The sequence below is a fragment of the Caproicibacter sp. genome (assembly GCF_046707225.1).
Classification (GTDB): domain Bacteria; phylum Bacillota; class Clostridia; order Oscillospirales; family Acutalibacteraceae; genus Caproicibacter.
Window position 1 is genome coordinate 1 of the sequence record NZ_JBJKOP010000046.1, and the last position, 19,872, is coordinate 19,872.

A 19,872-nucleotide genomic window follows, 5' to 3' on the forward strand; every position below is an offset into this window, starting at 1 on the left:
GCCTGACAGGCTGTTTTTTCAAAGAGTCAGCTTTTTTCAAAAAGCGTACAGGCTGTCTGCGCGGAAAATCCCGGAGATTTTCGGGAATCTGGCAGGGAGACGCGGGCGGCGGACAGCGACAGGACGGGACAGGCCACGACAAAAAGAGCGGAAAAAGCGGGCACATTTTGAAAAAACGCCGCATATACATGCAAAGACACGTTTCAAAAAAGGGAGGCGGCGCTATGCCCAGCGGAGGCGCAAGGAAGGGCGCGGGGCGCAAACCGAAGCCGCTCGCCGAGAAGCTGGCGGCGGGAAATCCGGGACACCGGCCTTTGAAAAAAGTGGAATTCACGGGCACCGGCGGGGTCGATCCGCACGAACCGCCCGCGTATCTGCGCGTTTTGGAAAAGCGGGAGCAGGAGAACCGTCCCAGCATCCCCACGCCGACCGAACTGTATACCGACACGGTCAAATATCTGGAGCCTTCCGGATGCCTGAATCTGGTTCCCGCCGCGCTGATTGCCGATTACGCGATGGCGAAATACTACCTGCTCCACGCGCAGTATGAGCTCGGCAAAACGGCCACGGTCGTCAAAATCAAAAAGGGGCTGAAAAAAGAGCCCGCCGAAACCTACGAGATCACCGACTTTGCCGAGGCCATGCTGAAAATGCAGAAAAACGTGCTGGCGACGTGGGAGCCGATCTGGGATATTGTTTCGCGCAACAGCGAGCAGCTGGTGACGAATCCGGAAAAAGACCTGCTGGCGGTCATTATCAGTGGCCGCAGGCGCAAATCGAAGCCGAGAGGAGAGCCGCCCGATGGATTCCATGCAGATACAAAAAATCCCGGCTGAAAAACTGAATCCGGCGAAATACAATCCCCGCAGGGATTTGCAGCCGGGCGACCCGGAATACGAAAAGCTGCTGCGCTCGGTGGATGAATTCGGCTATGTCGAGCCGATCATCTGGAACCGGCGCACCGGAAATATCGTCGGCGGGCATCAGCGCTTCAAGATTCTGCGGCAGCTGGGCTTTGACGAAATCGACTGCGTCGTCATTGACATGGATGAAGCGCGGGAAAAAGCGCTCAATATCGCGCTGAACAAAATCTCCGGCGACTGGGATACCGCAAAGCTGGCGGAGGTTTTCAAGGACATCGAGCAGTACGGCATCTCGCTTGACATTACCGGGTTTGAAGCCCCGGAGATCGATAAACTGTACCAGAAGCTGAACCGCGAGGACGGTAAAATCGTCGAGGACGATTTCGACAGTGAGGCCGAAGCGGCGAAGATCACGGAGCCGGTCACCCGACCCGGCGACGTGTGGCTGCTCGGGCGGCACCGGCTCATGTGCGGGGACAGCACGGATTCGGACGCGGTCTCGCGGCTCCTTGACGGCAAAAAAGCCCGGATGGTTTTCACCGACCCGCCGTGGAACGTGGATTACGGCGGCGACGCGAAGCATCCCAGCTGGAAGCCCCGGCAGATTCTCAACGACAAAATGACTGAGGAGCAGTTTTACGCATTCCTGCTTTCGGCGTTCAAAGCGATGGCTTCGGCCTGCGAGCCGGGCGCGATGGTCTACATGGTGATGTCGGCGCAGGAATGGGGCACGGCCATGCGCACCATGAAGGAAGCCGGTTTCCACTGGTCGTCCACAATCATCTGGGCGAAGGATTCTCTCGTTTTATCACGGAAGGATTACCATACACAGTATGAGCCGATCTGGTACGGCTGGCTGGACGGCGAAAAGCGCCTCTGCCCTTTGCAGGATCGTCAGCAGAGCGACCTGTGGCAGATTCCCCGCCCCAAAAAGTCAGAGGAACACCCGACCATGAAGCCCATTTCGCTGGCAGGGCGGGCAATCACGAATTCTTCCCATACCGGCGACGTGACACTTGATTTTTTCGGCGGCTCCGGCACCACACTTCTGGCGGCGGAGCAGTCCGACCGCATCAACTGTTCCATGGAGCTTGACCCAAAATACTGCGACGTGATTGTAAAACGCTATATTGAATTCCGGGAAAGCGACGAGGGCGTGTTTCTTCTGCGCGGCGGAGAAAAGCTGGCGTACAACGAAATTGAAGGCTGACACCCATGTTTTTCAACTTGATTTTACCCCCGAAAAGAGTGATGAATGGGACTGCGGAAACGCAAATTAAATTTTCGGAGGTAACAAAATGGAATTCAGGTTTAACGTAACAGGCTCGGAACGCAAAAGACTGGTCGGAGCAATCAGCGAAATTCTCGACACCCCGATGAAATACCTCGGCGCGCCGGGCTTCGGTTACGAAGTCGGCGACTACACGGTGGATAAGGACGGAACGGTCAGCGGTGAATACAGCCCACGCCTTCTTTCCGCTCTTGCCGGGCACGGATTTGAGCCGGAATCGTACCAGACCCTGCACTTCATCACGCCACGAGGCACCCTGCTGATTGAGGAACGCTTCGATACCGAGGAAGAAGCCCGCACCGCAGGATACGAAATATATTTCACCCATGAGGGACGGGATATCTACAGCAAGCCAAGCGGAAGCGGTGAATCTTCCGTCAAGTTTGCGATTGTCGGCGCGCCCCTTGAGGAAGCGCCCGATAAAGCTGAGATGCCCGAAGAATCCGACCGCCTAATCATCGAGATGCCAATGGATGGTTTTACGCCGGAAAAGCTGGATAACCTGAAAAAGATGGTGGGAAGCAAGGCCGCGCTCATCAAAACCGCCCTCGGCGCGTATGACCTGCCCATTGAATCGACCGGCGAGACACTCCGCTTCCCTTGGTTTTCCGGCGGCCTCGACGGCGACACGGTGAGCGCGTATACACAGTTCATTGCCGCCCTTTGTAAAACGGCGAAAGAGAAAAAACGCGTAACCGCCAAGGTACAGGACGAATTTGAGAACCCACGCTTTACCATGCGGGTGTGGCTCATCGGCCTCGGCATGGTGGGCGACGATTACAAGTTGGCGCGGAAACTCCTGCTCCAAAATCTTACCGGAAACGCCGCGTGGCGGTACGGTGCGCCGGAGAAAAAAGACGCCAGCGACCCCGCTGACGGCGCGGACGCTGGCGAAGAAAACCCGGCGGCGATTGCCGCCCCGGCGAAGGAAGAAACCGCACCTGCCGCCGACACGGGCGCAAACGTGGCCGAAGAAGCGGGTGCCGACCATGAATAACTTTCCCTCAAAAGAAACAGTTGAGCGTCTCCGGCGGGAATACCCCGCCGGAACACGGGTGGAACTAATCGCTATGGATGACCCCTACACCAAACTTAAGCCCGGCGACCGCGCGACGGTTCTCGGCGTGGATGATGCCGGAAATATCCTGTGCGAGTGGGACCGCGGCTCCTCGCTGAGTCTGATTAAATAGCTTATTTCAAATTAAAGTAATGTTATATCGGAATAATACAGATATCCTCTTTTTGCGTTTTGTCTTAAATCGTCTTGAAAATAATTGATTGCATTTTGAATATTGAAAACTCTGTAATTAAATGCAACTGATAGATCTAGATTAACATTAAACCTTTTGCTTCTTCCTCATTAGATTTAATGGTACGAGGTTTTCTCGTCCTACTTAAATTATGAATTACACCTCTATAAATTAGATTTGAAAGCTTTTTTCGATCTGTACGTGTTACACTTAGAAATAAATGAACCGGAAGTTTTTCATTTGCTGATCGCGATACATTTCTAGTTTCAGCGCCAGAATTTCTTTGAGATAACTTTGGTATTATTATTCTTTCCAAATATTCAAAGTCCTTATCCGTCAACTGACTTTCACTTAATATCTGGCTATCCACTATATTTTGAATAGCTGAGCTTACCGAATTATAGTCAATCTTTTCAGTATGGGTGGAAGTAGCATATTTCTTTCCAGCAATATCATAAGCGTTTTTTAATATTTCAAAATACCTTCTTGGCAATCCATTAGCTGCAAATGCTGACAATAGGAAAGTCTTTTCATCTTCAAATATCCAGAGATATTCTCCATGCGATTCCGGATGATACTTATTTAATCTCTTTTGAGTAATGTATCTAAAAAATTCTTCGTAGTCGTCATTTAATACGTTCATTTCCAAATACTCCATGCTACAATCTTCACCAGCAATAAAATCAAATTCACAACCATATGCCTTAGAAGGGTAATTTGTTTTTTGTGGTGGATAAACACTTCCAATAAAATAAATAAAATTGCATTCTTCGCTAGAGTCTGTGGCCCCTCTTATTAATCTTAATAGTCTAAACACCTCAATTTGAGCTTGGTTAGAGACCCCTGAAATCTCATCAATTAGCAACAAACTGTAATTAATATTTAAAATATTTTTAAGCCCCCTAAAAAATTCGACAATATATCTTGAGCCATTCATATGCGCTAATTTTTCAAAGGTAAATTCCAACTGCTCCCTTTCATTTATTTTTCCAGCTAATCCAATTTCTTTATTTCCGAGTTTAGCCGAAGCTTCACTTGAATTCTCAGAAACAATATTGAGTTTCCCTGATAATAATTCTCTATTAAGACTATCTAAAAGAATATTTACATTTTCTAATATATCTTCAATGGCATAATCCTCAACTTCTTGATCAAACAAAAAAATTTCATTTAATAATTTTATGAATCGGTTTTTATTAATTTTTTCTATTACTAAAAGCTTTCTAGTATTATCCTTTATAAAATTTACAGTTACTTGTACTATATCGGTATAAAGATGTATCCTAAACATTGTTTCACTAAGTGCCTCATATTCCGAAACTTTGGATAAAGATATGTAAATCGGCAATATTCTTTTCTGATCGAATTTATTAAGCAATTCCTCTCTTATTGCTTTTAATATATGCGTTTTCCCAGTTCCCCTAATACCTTCAAACAAAATATTGGTCTTAGAAGTTGCAATATCCAAAATATCAAACCCTGGATTGGCATGTGTGCTATAATCAAAATTTGCTTGAGCATCATTATTGAAAAATTCTGGACTTATTTGCACGATAGACATTTTATACTTCCCCTTTTCAGTTTTATAGTCGATTAACTTGAAAAGCGTCTTTGTATTAGCAAGCATATTTTTCGTGATACAAGACGGATGACGAAGTCAGGCTGTCGCCTGGCGAGGAGGACAACGTAGCAGCACGAGAAATAGGCCGTAAAGACTGGGTGGCTTTGGAGTTAATTTTGACTATAGAATTTATTCAAATATACCATTTTCGCCTGCTTGCTTTCCTTATATTCCCATATTACTACTATTTCACTGCTTCGTCCATTTCTTTTTAAACAATATGCACGATTATCCTGCCCACCGGCTGAAAGTGCCAGCTTGTCTATCGAAATCTATATTTTTATGGGCTGTCCGGCGTCCTAATGGGAAAACCCGCCGCATAAAAATGATAATAAGCCTGCCGGGAGTCCCGAAAAGGACTCCCTTTTTCATTCCCGGAGGTGATGCTGTGGATGATTTCAAAACTTTGAAAAACTATAAACCGTCCCGCTTCAAGGCGGCGGGCTCGGTATATAAAGAGCGGTTTGCAGATTCGGCGGTGTATTTCGTCAACAATCTGCGCCACACCAAAGGGCGCTGGTACGGCGAGCCGTTCGAACTGATCAACTGGCAGGAGCAGATTATCCGCGATCTATTTGGAATCGTCCGCAAATTCGACGAGTGCCGCCAGTTCCGAACCGCGTATGTGGAAATCCCTAAAAAGCAGGGCAAATCTGAGCTTGCGGCGGCGGTCGCGCTGCTTCTCACCTGCGCCGATCTGGAGCACGGCGGTGAGATCTACGGCTGCGCCTCCGACCGCAGTCAGGCGAGCATCGTATTTGATGTGGCGGTGAACATGGTCGACCAGTTCCCGCAGTTGAGCAAGCTGATGAAGCTGAACATCGGGCAAAAGCGCCTGACCTTCACGCCGCTTGACAGCTTTTATCAGGTATTGTCCGCCGACGCGTACACAAAGCATGGTCTGAACGCCCACGGCGTCATTTTTGACGAGCTTCACGCCCAACCGAACCGGCAGTTGTTCGACGTCATGACGAAGGGATCGGGCGACGCGCGTGAACAGCCCCTGCATTTCATCATCACCACAGCCGGAACCGACCGCAACTCCATCTGCTGGGAAATGCACCAGAAGGCCGAGGACATTCTGCGCGGCAAGCGCATTGACCCCACCTTTTACCCGGTGATCTATTCCGCCGCCGACGATGAGGACTGGACTTCTGAGGAAGTTTGGCGCAGGGTAAATCCGTCCCTTGGCATCACGGTGACAATGGAAACGATGCGCCAGTCCTTTGAGGACGCGAAGCAGAATCCGGTGAACGAGAATATCTTCCGCCAGCTGCGCCTGAACCAGTGGGTGAAGCAGTCCGTCCGCTGGATGAACATGGAGCGGTGGGACAGTTGCGACTTTAAATTCGACCCGAAGTCGCTGGAAAACCGAATCTGCTACGGGGGCTTGGATTTATCCAGCACCACAGACATCACGGCGTTCGTACTGGTGTTTCCGCCGGAGGATGAGGAAGATAAATACATCGTTCTGCCGTTTTTCTGGATACCGGAGGAATCGCTTGAAACCCGCGTCAGACGCGACCATGTGCCATATGACCTGTGGAAAGCGCAGGGCTTTTTAAACACCACTGAGGGCGACGTCATCCACTATTCCTTTGTTGAGAAATTCATTGAGGAACTCGGCAAGAAATACAACATCAAAGAGATCGCGTTCGACCGCTGGGGCGCGTGGGAGCTGACGCAGAATCTGGAGGGACTAGGCTTTACCGTCGTTCCGTTCGGGCAGGGCTTTAAGGATATGTCCCCGGCGACGAAGGAACTGATGCGCCTGACGCTGGAGCGGAAGATCGCCCACGCGGGGAATCCGCCCCTGCGCTGGATGGCGGATAACCTCTGCGTCAGCACCGACGCCGCCGGAAATATCAAGCCAAACAAGCAGAAAGCGACCGAGCGCATCGACGGCGTTGTGGCGCTCATTATGGCGCTGGACCGCGCCATCCGCAACGAGGGCGCACTGCCGGGCAGCGTGTACGACACGCATAGCCTGCTGATGTACGGAGAGGACGGGTGGAACTGATGGGCTTTTTCTCACGGAAAAAGAATCCCAAGAACAGCCTCTCCACCTCGAAAAACTTCTTCTGGGGTGGTTCCACCTCCGGCACCTTCGTCAACGAGAACACCGCCATGCAGACGGCGGCGGTGTACGCCTGCGTCCGCGTGATTTCGGAAGCCATCGCGAGCCTGCCGCTGCACATATACCGCTATGAGGAGAACGGCTCCAAACTCCTGACCGGCCATTCTCTGTATAACATCCTGCACAACGCCCCGAATCCGGAGATGACCAGCTTCGTTTTCCGAGAAACGCTTATGAGCCACCTGCTCCTGTGGGGCAACGCTTACGCGCAGATTATCCGGGACGGCGGCGGGCGGGTGCTGGCACTTTACCCTCTTCTCCCCAACAAAACGGATGTCTGGCGCGGCCCGGACGGCCAGATTTACTACACCTACTGGCGGAACGCGGACGAAAGCCGCCCCAATGAGAAAAGCGGCGGCGTGACGCTTTCCAAAGACGACGTTCTGCACATCCCAGGCCTGAGCTTTGACGGGCTGGTCGGCTATTCGCCCATCGCGCTCACCAAAAACGCGGTGGGCATGGCAATCGCCACCGAGGATTACGGCGCTTCTTTTTTCGCCAACAACGCCAATCCCGGCGGCATTCTGGAGCATCCGGGGACGCTGCAGCATCCCGACCAAATCAGGGCAGCGTGGGAGATGCTCTACAAGGGCGGCAATAAAGCGCACCGGATCGCCGTTCTGGAGGAAGGACTCAAGTTCCACCCGATTTCGGTGCCGCCGGAGGAAGCTCAGTTTCTGGAAACCCGTAAATTCCAACTCGACGAAATCGCCCGTATTTTCCGTATCCCGCCCCATATGGTCGGTGATCTGGAAAAAAGCAGCTTTTCGAACATCGAGCAGCAGTCTCTGGAATTTGTGAAATACACGCTCGACCCGTGGGTGGTGCGCTGGGAACAGACCATGAACCAGTCTCTGCTCCTGCCGTCCGAAAAAGCCTCCGTTTTCATCAAATTCAATCTGGACGGCCTGCTGCGCGGTGATTACGCCACTCGCATGAACGGCTACGCCATCGGGCGGCAGAACGGCTGGCTGTCGGCAAATGACATCCGGCGGCTTGAGAATATGAACGAAATCACGCCGGAAGAGGGCGGCGACCTCTATCTTGTCAACGGCAATATGGTGAAGCTGGCCGACGCGGGCGCGGCGTATATGAAACAATCCTCAGAAAACAAAGGGGGTTCCGGTACATGAGTGAACAATCGCGGGCAAGCGGCTCGCAAAACGCACCGATTCCAAGGCGCGAATCGCCAGCGGCGGCTTGCCGCAAATTTTGGAACTTCGTTCAAAACGACGGTGAGGAGCGCACTCTGTATCTGGAGGGCGCTATCGCCGACGAAACCTGGTGGGGCGACGAGGTCACACCGAAGCTGTTTAAGGATGATCTGCTCTCCGGCTCCGGCGACATCACCGTCTGGATAAACTCTCCGGGCGGGGACGTATTCGCCGCCGCACAGATTTACAATATGCTAAAGGAATATTCCGGCAAAGTGACCGTCAAAATCAATGGAATCGCGGCTTCGGCGGCCTCGGTCGTCGCCATGTCGGGCGACCAGGTGCTCATGTCGCCGGTTTCCAATCTGATGATCCATAATCCATCGACCGTCGCCATCGGGGACGGCGACGAAATGCTCCGGGCAAAGGCGATGCTCGATGAAGTAAAGGAATCCATCATCAACGCCTACGAAGCGAAATCCGGGCAGTCGCGCGCTGCAATCTCCCACATGATGAACGATGAAACGTGGATGAACGCCAAAAAAGCGGTGGAGCTTCACTTTGCGGACGGCATTCTTTATACGGAGTCCGCGCCGCAGGATGCCTCCGGCGGGCTGATTTTCTCCCGCATGGCGATTCAAAATTCACTTCTTAGTAAATTCCCGGCAAAAAAGCCGCTTCCAGAGGTATCCACCATCGAGCGAGAATCGCGCTTGAATCTCTTAAAATAACATATCGGGAGGAACTGATGATGCCCACAATTCTTGAACTGCGCGAGAAACGCGCCAAAGCATGGGAAGCCGCCAAGACCTTTCTTGATCTCAAGAAAACCCCGGATGGAATGCTGACCGCCGAAGACGCCGCCGCCTACGATAAAATGGAAGCTGAAATTATCGCGCTCAAACAGCAGATTGACCGCGAAGAACGGGCGCGTGAATACGAGCAGGAGCTTGCCTGCCCCACCAGCCAGCCGCTGACCGGAAATCCCGGCGTTCCGGCGCAGGCTCAGTCCGGCAGGGCGTCCGACGCTTACAAAGCGGCGTTCTGGGATGCCATTCGCGGACGCAAGGCAGCAAACGCTTTGCAGGTGGGCACCGACAGCGAGGGCGGATATCTGGTTCCGGACGAATTTGACCGCCAGTTGGTAGAAGCCCTCGAGGAACAAAACATTTTCCGGCAGTTGGCCCGGATTATCCAGACTGCCGGCGGCGACCACAAAATTCCGGTAGTGGCAACCAAAGGCACCGCAAGCTGGGTGGATGAGGAAGGCCAGATTCCCGAGAGCGACAACAGCTTTTCTCAGGTATCGCTCAGCGCGTATAAGCTGGCGACGCTGATTAAGGTCAGTCAGGAACTACTGAACGATTCGATCTTCCCGCTGGAAAGCTATATTGCGAGCGAATTTGCCCGGCGCATCGGAGCTAAAGAGGAAGAAGCGTTCTTTGTTGGTGACGGCACGAAAAAGCCCACCGGCGTTCTCGCCGCGACGGGCGGCGCGCAGGTGGGCAAGACAACGGCGGTGGCAACCGCCATCACACTGGATGAAATTCTAGATTTGTACTATAGTCTGCGGTCGCCCTACCGGGCAAAGGCTGTGTTTCTCACAAACGACACGACCGTGAAAACCATCCGAAAGCTGAAAGACAGCAACGGGCAGTACCTATGGCAGCCGGCGATTACCGCTTCCGCGCCGGATACGATTCTGGGCAAACCCATCTATACCTCCGCCTTTGTTCCGGCTATCGCGGCAAGCGCGAAAACCGTGGCGTTCGGGGATTTCAGCTATTACTGGATTGCCGACCGGCAGGGGCGCACGTTCCAACGGCTGAACGAACTGTACGCCACTACCGGGCAGGTGGGCTTCATCGCGACCGAGCGTGTGGACGGAAAGCTGATTCTGCCGGAAGCGGTGCAGGTGCTTCAGCAGGCGGCGTCATGATATGGCGGATTTGCTTGACAAAGTAAAGAAGAATCTGATTCTGGAGCATGATCAGGATGATGTCCTGCTCCAAAGCTTCATCGTCGCCGCGACCGCCTACGCCGAAAAATATCAGCATGTGGCGGACGGTTTTTACGCCGAAAATACGATGCCAGCAACCACGGAGCAGGCAATTATTATGCTGTCAAGCCACTTTTATGAAAGCCGCGACGGCTCCACCGGGGGATTTTTTGCCGACAGCGTTCCGGCGGGGCAGCAGGTATGGGATACGGTCAATATGCTCCTGCGCCTTGACCGTGAATGGAAGATGTGAGCCATGAGTTTCGGAAAAATGAACGCTTTCATTGATGTCATTCAAACCGAACAGACGAAAGACACTGACGGTTTCGTCACCTCGTCCGATACGGTGCTTGCCAGCGTGCGTGCTTACCGGGAAGACCGCCACGGGAACGAGATATGGGCGAATCGGGCGGCGTGGTCGTCGGCGACCAGTTTGTTCTGTTTCCGCAGGATTCCCGGCGTAGAAATACGACCCTCGCTTTTACTCGTCTGCTCCGGCGAACGGTTCCGTATTCTCAGCGCGGAGGATGTGCGTGGGCGCGGCATGTACATTGAGGTTTTGGCGGAACGGCTGGAGCCGAGCAAGCATTGAGGAGGGATTCCTGTGGCAAAGGTAAGTTTTTCTATGCCGGACGACTTTTTGCGGAAAGTCTCCGCGCTCGGCGAGAAAACCGATGAGATTATTCCCCGTGTGCTGGAAGCGGGCGGTGAGGTCGCGCTCGAAAAGGTTCGCGATAATCTGGAATCGGTCATAGGCCGGGATACCAAATCCCCTTCGCGTTCCACCGGAGAGCTTGAGTCGGCGCTGGGACTTTCTCCGGCGAGGATGGATAAGAACGGCAATTTTAATGTTAAAGTGGGCTTTTCGGAACCACGTCCCGATGGAGAAAGCAACGCAAAAATCGCCAACATTCTTGAGTACGGCAAGCACGGACAGCCGCCGAAGCCCTTTTTAAAGCCAGCAAAGACACAGGCGCGCAAGCCGGGCATCGAGGCGATGAAGGAAAAGCTGGAGGAGGAAATCAAAAAGATATGAACATCCTTCAGGAGCTGACCGCGCTTATCACCGGACTGGGGCTTGCGGTGGAAACCGGCCTTTTTTCCGGAGAGGCTCCCGCCGAATACGCGGTCATAACGCCGCTGACCGACTCGTTCGATCTGTTCGGCGACAACCGCCCGGAATATGAAACGCAGGAGGCGCGCCTGTCGCTCTTTTCCAAAGGAAACTACATTGCGCTGAAAACCAGCGTTCTCCGCGCGCTGGTGGCCGCCGGTTTTACCGTCACCGACCATCGGTATATCGGACATGAGAACGATACCGGTTACCACCATTATGCCATCGACGTGGCAAAACCGTATGCATGGGAGGAATGAAGATGGCCACCATCGGCATGGATAAACTCTATTACGCAAAAATCACCGAAGGCACCGACGGGGATGAAACATACGCGACGCCAACCCAGCTTGCAAAAGCGATTAAAGCCGATCTCACCATTGATCTCGCGGAAGCGACGCTCTACGCAGACGACGGTGAAGTATATATCATCAAGGATTTTAAGTCCGGCAAACTGTCGCTGGACGTGGAGGACATCGGCGCTCAGGCGGCACAGGACCTGACCGGGGCTGTCGTGGACGGCAACGGCGTTCTGGTTTCCGCCGGTGAAGACGAGGGAGCGGCGGTGGCGGTAGGCTTTCGGGCGCTTAAACCGAACGGGAAATACCGCTATTTCTGGCTGTACCGCGTAAAATTCGGCATCCCCGCCGCGAATCTGCAGACCAAGGGCGACTCCATCACCTTCCAGACCCCGACCATTGAGGGAACCGTGATGCGCCGGAACAAGGCCGACAGCAAGGGCAATCACCCTTGGAAAGCCGAAGCGACCGAGGGCGACGCCGGAGTGGCTGACGCAACCGTCACCGGCTGGTACGCACAGGTTTACGAGCCGGTTTACACCGCGCCGCCGTCCGGCACATAAGGGGGGATTTTTTCATGGAAGAAGGACGCGGCGCGCTGATTGACATCGGCGGCGAGGAATACGAGTTGATTCTCACCACGAGGGCGACAAAAGCAATCGCCGGGCGCTACGGCGGCCTTGAAAATCTGGGTGAAAAGCTGATGCGCTCGGAGAATTTTGAGATGGCGCTGGATGAGATCGTCTGGCTTCTGACACTGCTCGCGAACCAGTCCGTCCTGATTTATAACCTCAAACACAAAGACGCGCCGAAGGAACTACTGACCGAGGAGGAAGTGGAGCTTCTCACCTCGCCCCTGCAGCTGGCGTCGTATAAAAACGCCATCACCGAAGCCATGCTCCGGGGCACCGCCCGGAACGTGGTCAGCGAAGGCGCGGAGAATCCATTAAAAAACACACCAGCCGGGTGAGCGACAGCGAACTTTTCACCCGGCTGTATTATTACGGAACCGTTCAGATGCACATGGAGCCGGAGCAATTCTGGCTCACGCCTATCGGACTTTTTCTGGATTTATGGGCCTGCCACAAGCAGTTTCTGGGGATCGAGAAACCGTATCGGGAGCTGACAGTAGATGATGTAATACCAAGAGATTTTTAAGATCAATGCTACATCTCAACATGTAAAGTGATCTCATTATACTCCTGGGCAGCCTCTTTAAAAACATCAATAATTTTACTGATTTCAGAAGTCAACTCTTGAGATCCTTCCGTTTCCGGCTTGTAAATAATGGTTATGTCCGCCGGAACATACATAATTCCGGTTATGGAATCCCAAAGCGCATCTAAATTTTGCCCATACCACTCAGGCAATTCCAATTCCTGTTGTATTACTTGATGAATCTCACCTAAATACTGACATTTCGAGAAATCAAGAACTCTCTTCTCACAAATAAAATATTTCTTGCAGATTCTGGCTCACTCCCATCGGCCTTTTTCTGGATTTATGGGCCTGCCACAAGCAGTTTCTGGGGATTGAAAAAGTGCATAGGTAAAAAATTATGCCAAATAAACTCTAACTGTTTTCGGAAATCATTTCGTAAAATACATTTTCTGAAATGATTTCGATATCCATTCCAGAAGCCTTGTACTTTTCGGCTTTCTTTTGCTTGGAGCTCTTGCCATCCTTAATACTTGAACAATAATCATTATTACCCAGAACTAAGTAATTTGTATCTTTCGTTACTCCATCTCCACATTTCCCGCCCATGTTCACTACCAATTGCATGGCATCCTTGCGAATCATTCTTTGTAATGTACCTGTGAATACAAAAACCTTTCCAAATATCGCGGTCGTTTCATCAAATTGAGAAGTGGTCGCTGCAATGTCGGAAGCCCTGACTCCGCCCTTGTGCAAAGGATAAAGGGACTCGAAAAGAATCCCTGAATTTTTCGCATAGTTTTTCATGTAATCGTAGCATTGATTCGCTTTCATTACATCCGACAGTGCCCTATGCTCAACATCCCCTTTAATACCAAAGCGTTCCGACAGATCAGACAATCGATGATGACGTTCTTCCGAGAACAGGCGGCGGCTTAACCGCATTGTATCAATGAAATCATTCTTAAAATACGTCGACGGATTCAACGGACACAGGCATCATAAAGAAAATTTATATCGAAGTTTGCATTATGAGCGACAATTATGCTATCACCGATAAAAGATAGGAATCGAGGCAAAACACTATTTACGTCCGGAGCCTCCTGAAGCATTTGATTTGTTATTCCGGTTAAGCCAGTAATAAAGCCGTCAATTTCATAACCGGGATTTACAAAACTTTCAAACTGGTCAACAATTTCTTTATTTTCAACCCGGACAGCGCCGATTTCAATAATATCGTCATAATCGGGGTCAAGTCCAGTGGTTTCCAAATCAAGTACAACATAATCGTCTAACTCTTTTAATAAGCTTTTTCCTTTGAATTCACGCTGAGCAATATTTTTCACGTCATTCTCTAATCCAAAACTTATGCGTATATCCACAGAAAATCACCATCCTTAAATCCTTTTTTCCATTATATATCGAAAGCTAGGCTTTTTCAATTTCATTTGTTTGGAGGTGACCGCATATCGCTGACGATTTTGGGGTGCGGATCGGCATTGAGGGCGAAAAGGCTTTCAAGGACGCGCTCCGTGACATCAACCAGAGTTTCAAAGTCCTCGGTTCCGAGATGCAGCTGGTCACCAGCCAGTTTGACAAAAACGACTCCTCCGTGCAGGCCGTCACCGCCCGGAATGAGGTCCTGAATAAAGAAATTGACCAGCAGAAGGGAAAAATTGAAACGCTTCGCGCCGCTTTGCAGAACGCCTCAGATTCTTTCGGCGAAAACGACCGCCGCACCCAAAACTGGCAGATTCAGCTGAACAAAGCGCAGGCCGACCTTAACGGCATGGAAAAGGAGCTGCAGAAAAACAACAGCGTTCTGGACAGCGCCGGGAAGGAATTCGACGACGCCGAAAAACAGGCGAATCAGTTCGGCAATGAAATCACAAGCGCATCAAAGCAATCGGAAGAAGCGTCCGGACGCTTTGATAAGCTCGGCGGTGTCGTCAAGGGGATCGGCGCGTCTCTGGGCGTGGCTCTGGCCGGAATCGGCGCGGCTGCCGTGGGCGCGGGCAAATCGCTGGTGGATGCTTCCGTAAACTCCGCCGCCTACGCCGACGAAATTCTCACTCTGTCCGACCAGACGCACGTCGGTACGGAGGCGCTGCAGGCCTACCAATACGCCGCCGAACTGATCGACACACCGCTTGAAACCTTTACCGCGAGCATGGCGCGGAATGTCCGGTCTATGGATTCGGCGGCGGGAGGCTCTAAGGAAGTGGCTGCGGCTTACGCAAGGCTTGGCGTTTCGATTCAGGATTCGAACGGACACCTGAGAAACGGTGAGGACGTTTACTGGTCGGCAATCGACGCACTCGGGCAAATATCCAATGAAACCGAACGGGATGCGCTTTCGATGCAGATCTTCGGCAAATCCGCGCAGGACCTCAATCCTCTGATTGCGAAGGGCAGCGCGGGAATCAAAGAGCTGACCGCCGAAGCACAGAACATGGGTGCGGTCATGTCGGGCGACCAGCTCAATTCGCTCGGAAAGTTCGACGATACAGTCCAGCGCCTGAAATCCGGAGCCGAGGCCGCAAAGAACGTCATGGGCACAGTCCTTCTCCCGCAGATGCAGACGCTCGCCAGCTCCGGCGTGTCGCTGCTCGGGACCTTTACGAAGGGACTTTCGAACGCGGGCGGGGACTGGACAAAAATTTCAGCGGCAATTGCAACGACGATTGGAGGGCTGACCAGTTCCATCCTCACCGAGCTGCCGAAAGTGGTGCAGGCGGGGCTGGACATTGTGCTGTCGATTGGAAACGCGATCACAGCAAATCTGCCGACGATCATCAATTCGGCGGTTTCCATCGTCATGACGCTGGTGCAGGGACTGGTGAGCGCTTTGCCGCAGATCACGCAGGGCGCGCTGCAATTAGTTCTGTCACTGGTGGACGGCATCATCGCTAATCTTCCGCAGCTGGTGAACGCCGCGCTGACAATGGTGATTACTCTGGCGTCGGGCATCGGGGACGCGCTTCCGAAATTGATTCCCGCCATGATCGACGCGGTCCTTACGATTGTGAACACACTTCTCAACAACATGGATAAAGTGCTTTCCGCCGCGTTCAAGATCATTGAAGGGCTGGCGAGAGGGCTGATCAACGCTCTGCCGAAGTTGATTGACCGGCTTCCGCAGATTATTGACTCCATTGTGGATTTTATTGTAAACAATCTGCCTCTCATCATTGAAACCGGCGTAAAAATCATCGTTGAACTGGCGGCTGGCTTGATCAAGGCGATCCCGACGCTCGTGGCAAAGCTGCCGCAGATTATTTCCGCGATGGTAAGCGGTTTCGGCAAGCTGCTCGGCGCTTTTACGAATATTGGAAGCAACATTGTATCCGGCATCTGGCAGGGTATTGCAGGGATGAAAGACTGGATTTATGACAAGGTATCCGATTTCTTCGGGGGCATTGTGGATAACGTCAAAGGTCTGCTCGGGATTCACTCCCCATCCACCGTGTTCGCCGGGATCGGCGGCTTCATGGCGCAGGGACTCGGGCAGGGATTCAGCAAGGCGATGAACGATGTTTCCGCCGATATGCAGAATTCGATCCCCACAAATTTTAACCTGAATCCTGCACTGGGTGTCGGCGGGTTTACAGGCGGTTTCACTGGCATGGCGGGAGCTTCCGGCGGCTTTACGCTGCACATCGAGAATTTTGTGAACAACACGGAAAAGGACATCCAGCGCCTTGCCTATGAATTTGAGTTTTATCGGCAGCAGGCAGCGGCGGCAAGGGGGAACGCGTGATGCTGAGCTTCACGTTCGGAGGCAAGGACAGCTTTCAGGACTTTGGCATCTATGTGGCTTCCCGTCCGCATATCCCATCCCCGGAGCGCCGGGTAGCCTACATCGACGTGCCGGGAATGGACTCCCGGCTTCGGCGTGACAAGGGCACTTACGGCGATATCACTCTTTCCGTGGAATGCTCGTTTCTCGGCGACCCCGTTCCGAAAATCAGCGCCGTTAAAGGATGGCTTCTGGGCGCTGGCGAAGCTGATCTGACTTTCAGCCACATTCCGGGACGGAAGTATCGCGCGCAGGTGGTGAACAGCATCGACTTTGAAATCGTGCTGAAAATCACCTCGCATTTCGTGATACTGTTCAACTGTCAGCCGTTCCAGTACGCGACCGATAATACACCCATTAGTGTTGCAGATGGTTCCGGCTATGTTCTATCCAATCCGGGAACGGTGAAAGCTCTTCCGGTCATTAAGGCAATCGGCTCCGGTGCGGGCGCTCTGACGGTGAACGGGAGTGCTGTGTCTTTCAGCGATATCGATGAGAATGTTATTCTCAACTCTGAAATTCAGGAAACGTATCAGGACACCGGCACGGAACTCATCAGCAAGAATTCCACCAAGACCGGGGATTATCCGGTACTTCTGCCGGGTGAAAATGCGATCTCGTTCTCCGGCGGGATCACATCCCTTGAAATTACTCCGAACTGGCGGTGGCTGTAATGGTGTTAGTCTATGATTCCAAGACGCAGGAATTTTCGAATGACGGACTGGGGACGGTCACTCCAAGTTCCTGTGTCGTTTCGGAAGAAATCAACGGCGCGTTTGAACTGGAGCTGACGCATCCGGTCGATTCCTTCGGCAAGTGGAAACGACTCCAGAAAAACAATATCATCCGAGCAAATACACACCGTGGGATTCAGGCATTCCGTATCTACCGGGTGGTCAAGAACGTTGTCGACGGTACGGTGAAGGTGAATGCCCGGCATATTTTTTATGATTTGCTGGCTAATTTCGTGGAGGATGTCCGACCGACCGGCAAGACCGGAGCGGAAGCCGGACAGCAGATTCTGAGCGGATGCCAATACCTGACTCCGTTTACCTTCTCAAGCGACATCACACATACTTCCACCGCCTACTATCTCCGCCAGTCCCCGGTGCAGGCTTTTCTCGGTGACACTGATCAGGCATTTATCTCGAGGTGGGGAGGCGAGATCGTCCGGGATAATTTCAGCATCGCCGTCAACACCCGGCTCGGCGCGGACAACGGAGTGCGGATCGCTTACGGAAAGAACATGGCGGGGCTGGAATTTCAGGAGGATGCTTCCGGCGTAGCGACGCGGATTCTTCCGGCGGCCCTGACCGAGGACAATCAAATTCTGCTGCTCCCGGAAAAGTATATCGACAGCTCCCATATCTCTGAATACCCGTTTCCCATTGTTGCCATGCTGGACACCGGCTTTCAGGTTGGGAAGGAAGTCGACGGCGCGGTTCCGTATCCTACAGTCGATTCCTGCTATACAGCCATGCGGCAGTTTGTTTCTGACCGGTATCTTGCCGGGGCTGACATTCCGAAGCTTTCCCTGTCCGTGGATTTCGTGGATTGGAAGGACATCACCGGTTATGAAAAATACAGGTCTTTGCTGACCGTGAATCTCGGCGATGACGTGACGGTCGACTATGCACCGTTTGGCGTCAGTGTCAAGCTCAGGGTGTGCGCGGTATCGTACAACTGCCTGACCGACCGGTTCGAAACGCTGACCGTCGGAGAGAAGCGGATTTCCGTCGTGAATTCCATCAACTCCGCTTCGCGGCAGCTCAGCGAAGTAAAGCGGGAAATTACAGTTACCAATCAGAACGTGTCCTCTGTCACGGAAAACGTATCTGACCTGAACAGTGACGACAAGCTGACTCCGGGTGAAAAAAGCGCCGCCCTGCGCGAGTGGAGTTCCTTTGCCAATGAAAAAGGAACGCTCAGCACGCAGGCCACGGCGCTTGGAATTACAACCGAACTGTCTGCCTACAACGACTCGTTCCAGCTCCTCTCCAATTACCTGAATGGCGGAGCGCTGTACACGACCGGTATCCCCCTCTGGCTGGATTCCGGCCACCTCAGTGTGACCACTGAAATCAGCGGCACACAGTACCGGCAGAAATTTGAGGATTACTATGCTGCCCGAAACACACTGGTTCAGGCGATTACCGCAAAGCTCAAGGCGCTGGCTGATACCGCACAGAACGGCGTCAACGCCAACACGAACGAAATCACGACGATCAATTCGACGCTCACGACAGTTCAGACCGATGTGAACGGCCTGCAGACTTCGGTTTCCAGCATTGACGACCAGATTTCCAACACCGAGGACGGCATCGCGCTCCGGCTTTCGAATGCGGAATCGACCATTGAACAGCACAGCGCTTCCATTGTCACCAAAGTCGAAAGCAGCACCTTCGACGGATATGTTTCGGAAAATGACGCACAGTTTTCAGACGTTGATACCCGGCTGACCACGATGCAGCAGACCGTGGACGGTTTGTCGCTTTCGATCAGCCGGACCGGCTACCGAAATCTGCTGAAAAACTCAGCGGGCCGGAACGGGCTGACCTTCTGGAGCACAACCGAAACAGTCACTACCGTTTCCAATACGGATACTTCAAACAACACGGTCAGCAATTCCGCGTTCCTCATGGCGGCGGGCAGCGCCATCTCGCAGGATTTTTCCCTGAAATTCAACGCGGCACATACGGTTTCTTTGCTCTTTCGGGCTTCCGGCTCCGGCGGAACAGTTACGGTCAGCATTACACAAAACGGAGCCGAATCCGTTTTATATGACAACGCGAATACCGGCACGGACTGGGAGTTCGTCACCTTTTCCTTCCATTCTCTGGACACGGTCTGCTCCATTAAAATTACAGCTTCCATTGAAATTCTCGCGTCCGATCTAATCGTTTCCGAGGGCACAAACATCGCGCCGTGGGTACAGTCCGACGAAGAGCTCTACACGACGAATTTTATCGCCGACAGCACCGGTCTGACGATTGGGAGCAACACCACCGACATGAAAGCCCACATCTCTACATCGGCATTTGAAATCTATCGCGGCGATGATCTGCGTATCAACGTCGCGCCGGACGGAACGCGCCTGCAGAAAACCATTATTGAGGACGATCTCACCGTCGGCAGCGTTAAGGAAATTGTCCGGGCTGGGGTCGGAGTGGACTTTGTAGTGATATAA

General features: G+C 52.4%; 22 protein-coding genes. 18 read left to right on the plus strand and 4 right to left on the minus strand.

Annotated features, from left to right (window positions below; all coding sequences use genetic code 11):
• The first annotated feature begins 224 nt into the window (after positions 1-224).
• The 4 genes from ACLQ3M_RS12725 (at position 225) to ACLQ3M_RS12740 (ending at position 3,344) form a co-directional block, all read left to right on the plus strand.
• The gene (locus ACLQ3M_RS12725; RefSeq protein ID WP_411678060.1) at positions 225-836 is read left to right on the plus strand and encodes a hypothetical protein; all 612 of its coding nucleotides are present in this window, start codon (positions 225-227) and stop codon (positions 834-836) included.
• A complete protein-coding gene (locus ACLQ3M_RS12730) occupies positions 811-2,073 on the plus strand; it encodes a site-specific DNA-methyltransferase (RefSeq protein ID WP_411678136.1) in 1,263 nt (420 codons plus the stop codon). Before ACLQ3M_RS12725 ends, ACLQ3M_RS12730 begins: the two co-directional genes overlap by 26 nt.
• Positions 2,074-2,161: 88 nt before the next feature.
• Positions 2,162-3,151 (plus strand): virulence protein, encoded by a 990-nt coding sequence (locus ACLQ3M_RS12735; RefSeq protein ID WP_411678061.1) that lies wholly within the window; start codon positions 2,162-2,164, stop codon positions 3,149-3,151.
• On the plus strand, positions 3,144-3,344 hold the full coding sequence (locus ACLQ3M_RS12740) for a DUF4314 domain-containing protein (RefSeq protein WP_411678062.1): 201 nt from the start codon (positions 3,144-3,146) through the stop codon (positions 3,342-3,344). Before ACLQ3M_RS12735 ends, ACLQ3M_RS12740 begins: the two co-directional genes overlap by 8 nt.
• A 136-nt stretch (positions 3,345-3,480) precedes the next feature.
• Here the strand turns inward: ACLQ3M_RS12740 and ACLQ3M_RS12745 are convergent, their stop codons facing one another.
• The gene (locus ACLQ3M_RS12745) at positions 3,481-4,965 is read right to left on the minus strand and encodes an ATP-binding protein (RefSeq protein ID WP_411678063.1); all 1,485 of its coding nucleotides are present in this window, start codon (positions 4,963-4,965) and stop codon (positions 3,481-3,483) included.
• 448 nt (positions 4,966-5,413) lie between these two features.
• Here ACLQ3M_RS12745 and ACLQ3M_RS12750 point away from each other — a divergent pair, with 448 nt between their 5' ends.
• The 11 genes from ACLQ3M_RS12750 to ACLQ3M_RS12800 are packed head-to-tail and all read left to right on the plus strand — an operon-like array spanning position 5,414 to position 12,886.
• On the plus strand, positions 5,414-7,045 hold the full coding sequence (locus tag ACLQ3M_RS12750) for a terminase large subunit (RefSeq protein ID WP_411678064.1): 1,632 nt from the start codon (positions 5,414-5,416) through the stop codon (positions 7,043-7,045).
• On the plus strand, positions 7,045-8,295 hold the full coding sequence (locus tag ACLQ3M_RS12755) for a phage portal protein (RefSeq protein WP_411678137.1): 1,251 nt from the start codon (positions 7,045-7,047) through the stop codon (positions 8,293-8,295). The genes ACLQ3M_RS12750 and ACLQ3M_RS12755 overlap by 1 nt, the downstream gene beginning before the upstream one ends.
• The gene (locus tag ACLQ3M_RS12760) at positions 8,292-9,047 is read left to right on the plus strand and encodes a head maturation protease, ClpP-related (RefSeq protein ID WP_411678065.1); all 756 of its coding nucleotides are present in this window, start codon (positions 8,292-8,294) and stop codon (positions 9,045-9,047) included. Before ACLQ3M_RS12755 ends, ACLQ3M_RS12760 begins: the two co-directional genes overlap by 4 nt.
• A 20-nt stretch (positions 9,048-9,067) precedes the next feature.
• The gene (locus tag ACLQ3M_RS12765) at positions 9,068-10,255 is read left to right on the plus strand and encodes a phage major capsid protein (RefSeq protein ID WP_411678138.1); all 1,188 of its coding nucleotides are present in this window, start codon (positions 9,068-9,070) and stop codon (positions 10,253-10,255) included.
• Between the two features lies 1 nt (position 10,256).
• Complete coding sequence (locus ACLQ3M_RS12770; protein WP_411678066.1) at positions 10,257-10,568, plus strand: head-tail connector protein; 312 nt, start codon at positions 10,257-10,259, stop codon at positions 10,566-10,568.
• Between the two features lie 3 nt (positions 10,569-10,571).
• Positions 10,572-10,907 carry a head-tail adaptor protein gene (locus ACLQ3M_RS12775; RefSeq protein WP_411678067.1) on the plus strand — a complete coding sequence of 112 codons (336 nt, stop codon included), beginning with the start codon at positions 10,572-10,574 and terminating at the stop codon, positions 10,905-10,907.
• A 12-nt stretch (positions 10,908-10,919) separates the two neighbouring features.
• The gene (locus ACLQ3M_RS12780; RefSeq protein ID WP_411678068.1) at positions 10,920-11,351 is read left to right on the plus strand and encodes an HK97-gp10 family putative phage morphogenesis protein; all 432 of its coding nucleotides are present in this window, start codon (positions 10,920-10,922) and stop codon (positions 11,349-11,351) included.
• Entirely contained in the window at positions 11,348-11,689 is a 342-nt protein-coding gene (locus ACLQ3M_RS12785) for a hypothetical protein (protein WP_411678069.1), read from the plus strand. Before ACLQ3M_RS12780 ends, ACLQ3M_RS12785 begins: the two co-directional genes overlap by 4 nt.
• Before the next feature lie 2 nt (positions 11,690-11,691).
• Entirely contained in the window at positions 11,692-12,291 is a 600-nt protein-coding gene (locus ACLQ3M_RS12790; RefSeq protein WP_411678070.1) for a major tail protein, read from the plus strand.
• 14 nt (positions 12,292-12,305) lie between these two features.
• A complete protein-coding gene (locus tag ACLQ3M_RS12795) occupies positions 12,306-12,698 on the plus strand; it encodes a hypothetical protein (protein ID WP_411678071.1) in 393 nt (130 codons plus the stop codon).
• Positions 12,695-12,886 carry a hypothetical protein gene (locus ACLQ3M_RS12800; protein WP_411678072.1) on the plus strand — a complete coding sequence of 64 codons (192 nt, stop codon included), beginning with the start codon at positions 12,695-12,697 and terminating at the stop codon, positions 12,884-12,886. Before ACLQ3M_RS12795 ends, ACLQ3M_RS12800 begins: the two co-directional genes overlap by 4 nt.
• Before the next feature lie 8 nt (positions 12,887-12,894).
• Here ACLQ3M_RS12800 and ACLQ3M_RS12805 read toward each other — a convergent pair whose 3' ends face one another.
• From ACLQ3M_RS12805 to ACLQ3M_RS12815, 3 genes are all read right to left on the minus strand, one after another.
• Positions 12,895-13,197: a barstar family protein gene (locus tag ACLQ3M_RS12805; RefSeq protein ID WP_411678139.1), complete on the minus strand. Its 303-nt coding sequence runs from the start codon at positions 13,195-13,197 to the stop codon at positions 12,895-12,897.
• Positions 13,198-13,300: 103 nt separating this feature from the next.
• Complete coding sequence (locus ACLQ3M_RS12810; RefSeq protein ID WP_411678073.1) at positions 13,301-13,873, minus strand: exonuclease domain-containing protein; 573 nt, start codon at positions 13,871-13,873, stop codon at positions 13,301-13,303.
• Positions 13,870-14,268, minus strand: a complete 399-nt coding sequence (locus tag ACLQ3M_RS12815; RefSeq protein WP_411678074.1) for a PolC-type DNA polymerase III — start codon at positions 14,266-14,268, stop codon at positions 13,870-13,872. Before ACLQ3M_RS12815 ends, ACLQ3M_RS12810 begins: the two co-directional genes overlap by 4 nt.
• 86 nt (positions 14,269-14,354) lie before the next feature.
• Between ACLQ3M_RS12815 and ACLQ3M_RS12820 the strand changes: the two genes are divergently transcribed.
• The 3 genes from ACLQ3M_RS12820 to ACLQ3M_RS12830 are packed head-to-tail and all read left to right on the plus strand — an operon-like array spanning position 14,355 to position 19,872.
• Positions 14,355-16,646 carry a phage tail protein gene (locus tag ACLQ3M_RS12820; protein ID WP_411678140.1) on the plus strand — a complete coding sequence of 764 codons (2,292 nt, stop codon included), beginning with the start codon at positions 14,355-14,357 and terminating at the stop codon, positions 16,644-16,646.
• Positions 16,646-17,359: a distal tail protein Dit gene (locus tag ACLQ3M_RS12825; RefSeq protein WP_411678075.1), complete on the plus strand. Its 714-nt coding sequence runs from the start codon at positions 16,646-16,648 to the stop codon at positions 17,357-17,359. The genes ACLQ3M_RS12820 and ACLQ3M_RS12825 overlap by 1 nt, the downstream gene beginning before the upstream one ends.
• Entirely contained in the window at positions 17,359-19,872 is a 2,514-nt protein-coding gene (locus ACLQ3M_RS12830; protein ID WP_411678076.1) for a phage tail spike protein, read from the plus strand. The genes ACLQ3M_RS12825 and ACLQ3M_RS12830 overlap by 1 nt, the downstream gene beginning before the upstream one ends.

Excerpts from the sequence above, each read along its gene's own strand:
- ACLQ3M_RS12725 (WP_411678060.1), top strand. The coding sequence starts at position 225 with ATGCCCAGCGGAGGCGCAAGGAAGGGCGCGGGGCGCAAACCGAAGCCG.
- ACLQ3M_RS12730 (WP_411678136.1), top strand. The coding sequence starts at position 811 with ATGCAGATACAAAAAATCCCGGCTGAAAAACTGAATCCGGCGAAATAC.
- ACLQ3M_RS12735 (WP_411678061.1), top strand. The coding sequence starts at position 2,162 with ATGGAATTCAGGTTTAACGTAACAGGCTCGGAACGCAAAAGACTGGTC.
- ACLQ3M_RS12740 (WP_411678062.1), top strand. The coding sequence starts at position 3,144 with ATGAATAACTTTCCCTCAAAAGAAACAGTTGAGCGTCTCCGGCGGGAA.
- ACLQ3M_RS12745 (WP_411678063.1), bottom strand. The coding sequence starts at position 4,965 with ATGTCTATCGTGCAAATAAGTCCAGAATTTTTCAATAATGATGCTCAA.
- ACLQ3M_RS12755 (WP_411678137.1), top strand. The coding sequence starts at position 7,045 with ATGGGCTTTTTCTCACGGAAAAAGAATCCCAAGAACAGCCTCTCCACC.
- ACLQ3M_RS12760 (WP_411678065.1), top strand. The coding sequence starts at position 8,292 with ATGAGTGAACAATCGCGGGCAAGCGGCTCGCAAAACGCACCGATTCCA.
- ACLQ3M_RS12765 (WP_411678138.1), top strand. The coding sequence starts at position 9,068 with ATGCCCACAATTCTTGAACTGCGCGAGAAACGCGCCAAAGCATGGGAA.
- ACLQ3M_RS12770 (WP_411678066.1), top strand. The coding sequence starts at position 10,257 with ATGGCGGATTTGCTTGACAAAGTAAAGAAGAATCTGATTCTGGAGCAT.
- ACLQ3M_RS12775 (WP_411678067.1), top strand. The coding sequence starts at position 10,572 with ATGAGTTTCGGAAAAATGAACGCTTTCATTGATGTCATTCAAACCGAA.
- ACLQ3M_RS12785 (WP_411678069.1), top strand. The coding sequence starts at position 11,348 with ATGAACATCCTTCAGGAGCTGACCGCGCTTATCACCGGACTGGGGCTT.
- ACLQ3M_RS12790 (WP_411678070.1), top strand. The coding sequence starts at position 11,692 with ATGGCCACCATCGGCATGGATAAACTCTATTACGCAAAAATCACCGAA.
- ACLQ3M_RS12795 (WP_411678071.1), top strand. The coding sequence starts at position 12,306 with ATGGAAGAAGGACGCGGCGCGCTGATTGACATCGGCGGCGAGGAATAC.
- ACLQ3M_RS12825 (WP_411678075.1), top strand. The coding sequence starts at position 16,646 with ATGCTGAGCTTCACGTTCGGAGGCAAGGACAGCTTTCAGGACTTTGGC.
- ACLQ3M_RS12830 (WP_411678076.1), top strand. The coding sequence starts at position 17,359 with ATGGTGTTAGTCTATGATTCCAAGACGCAGGAATTTTCGAATGACGGA.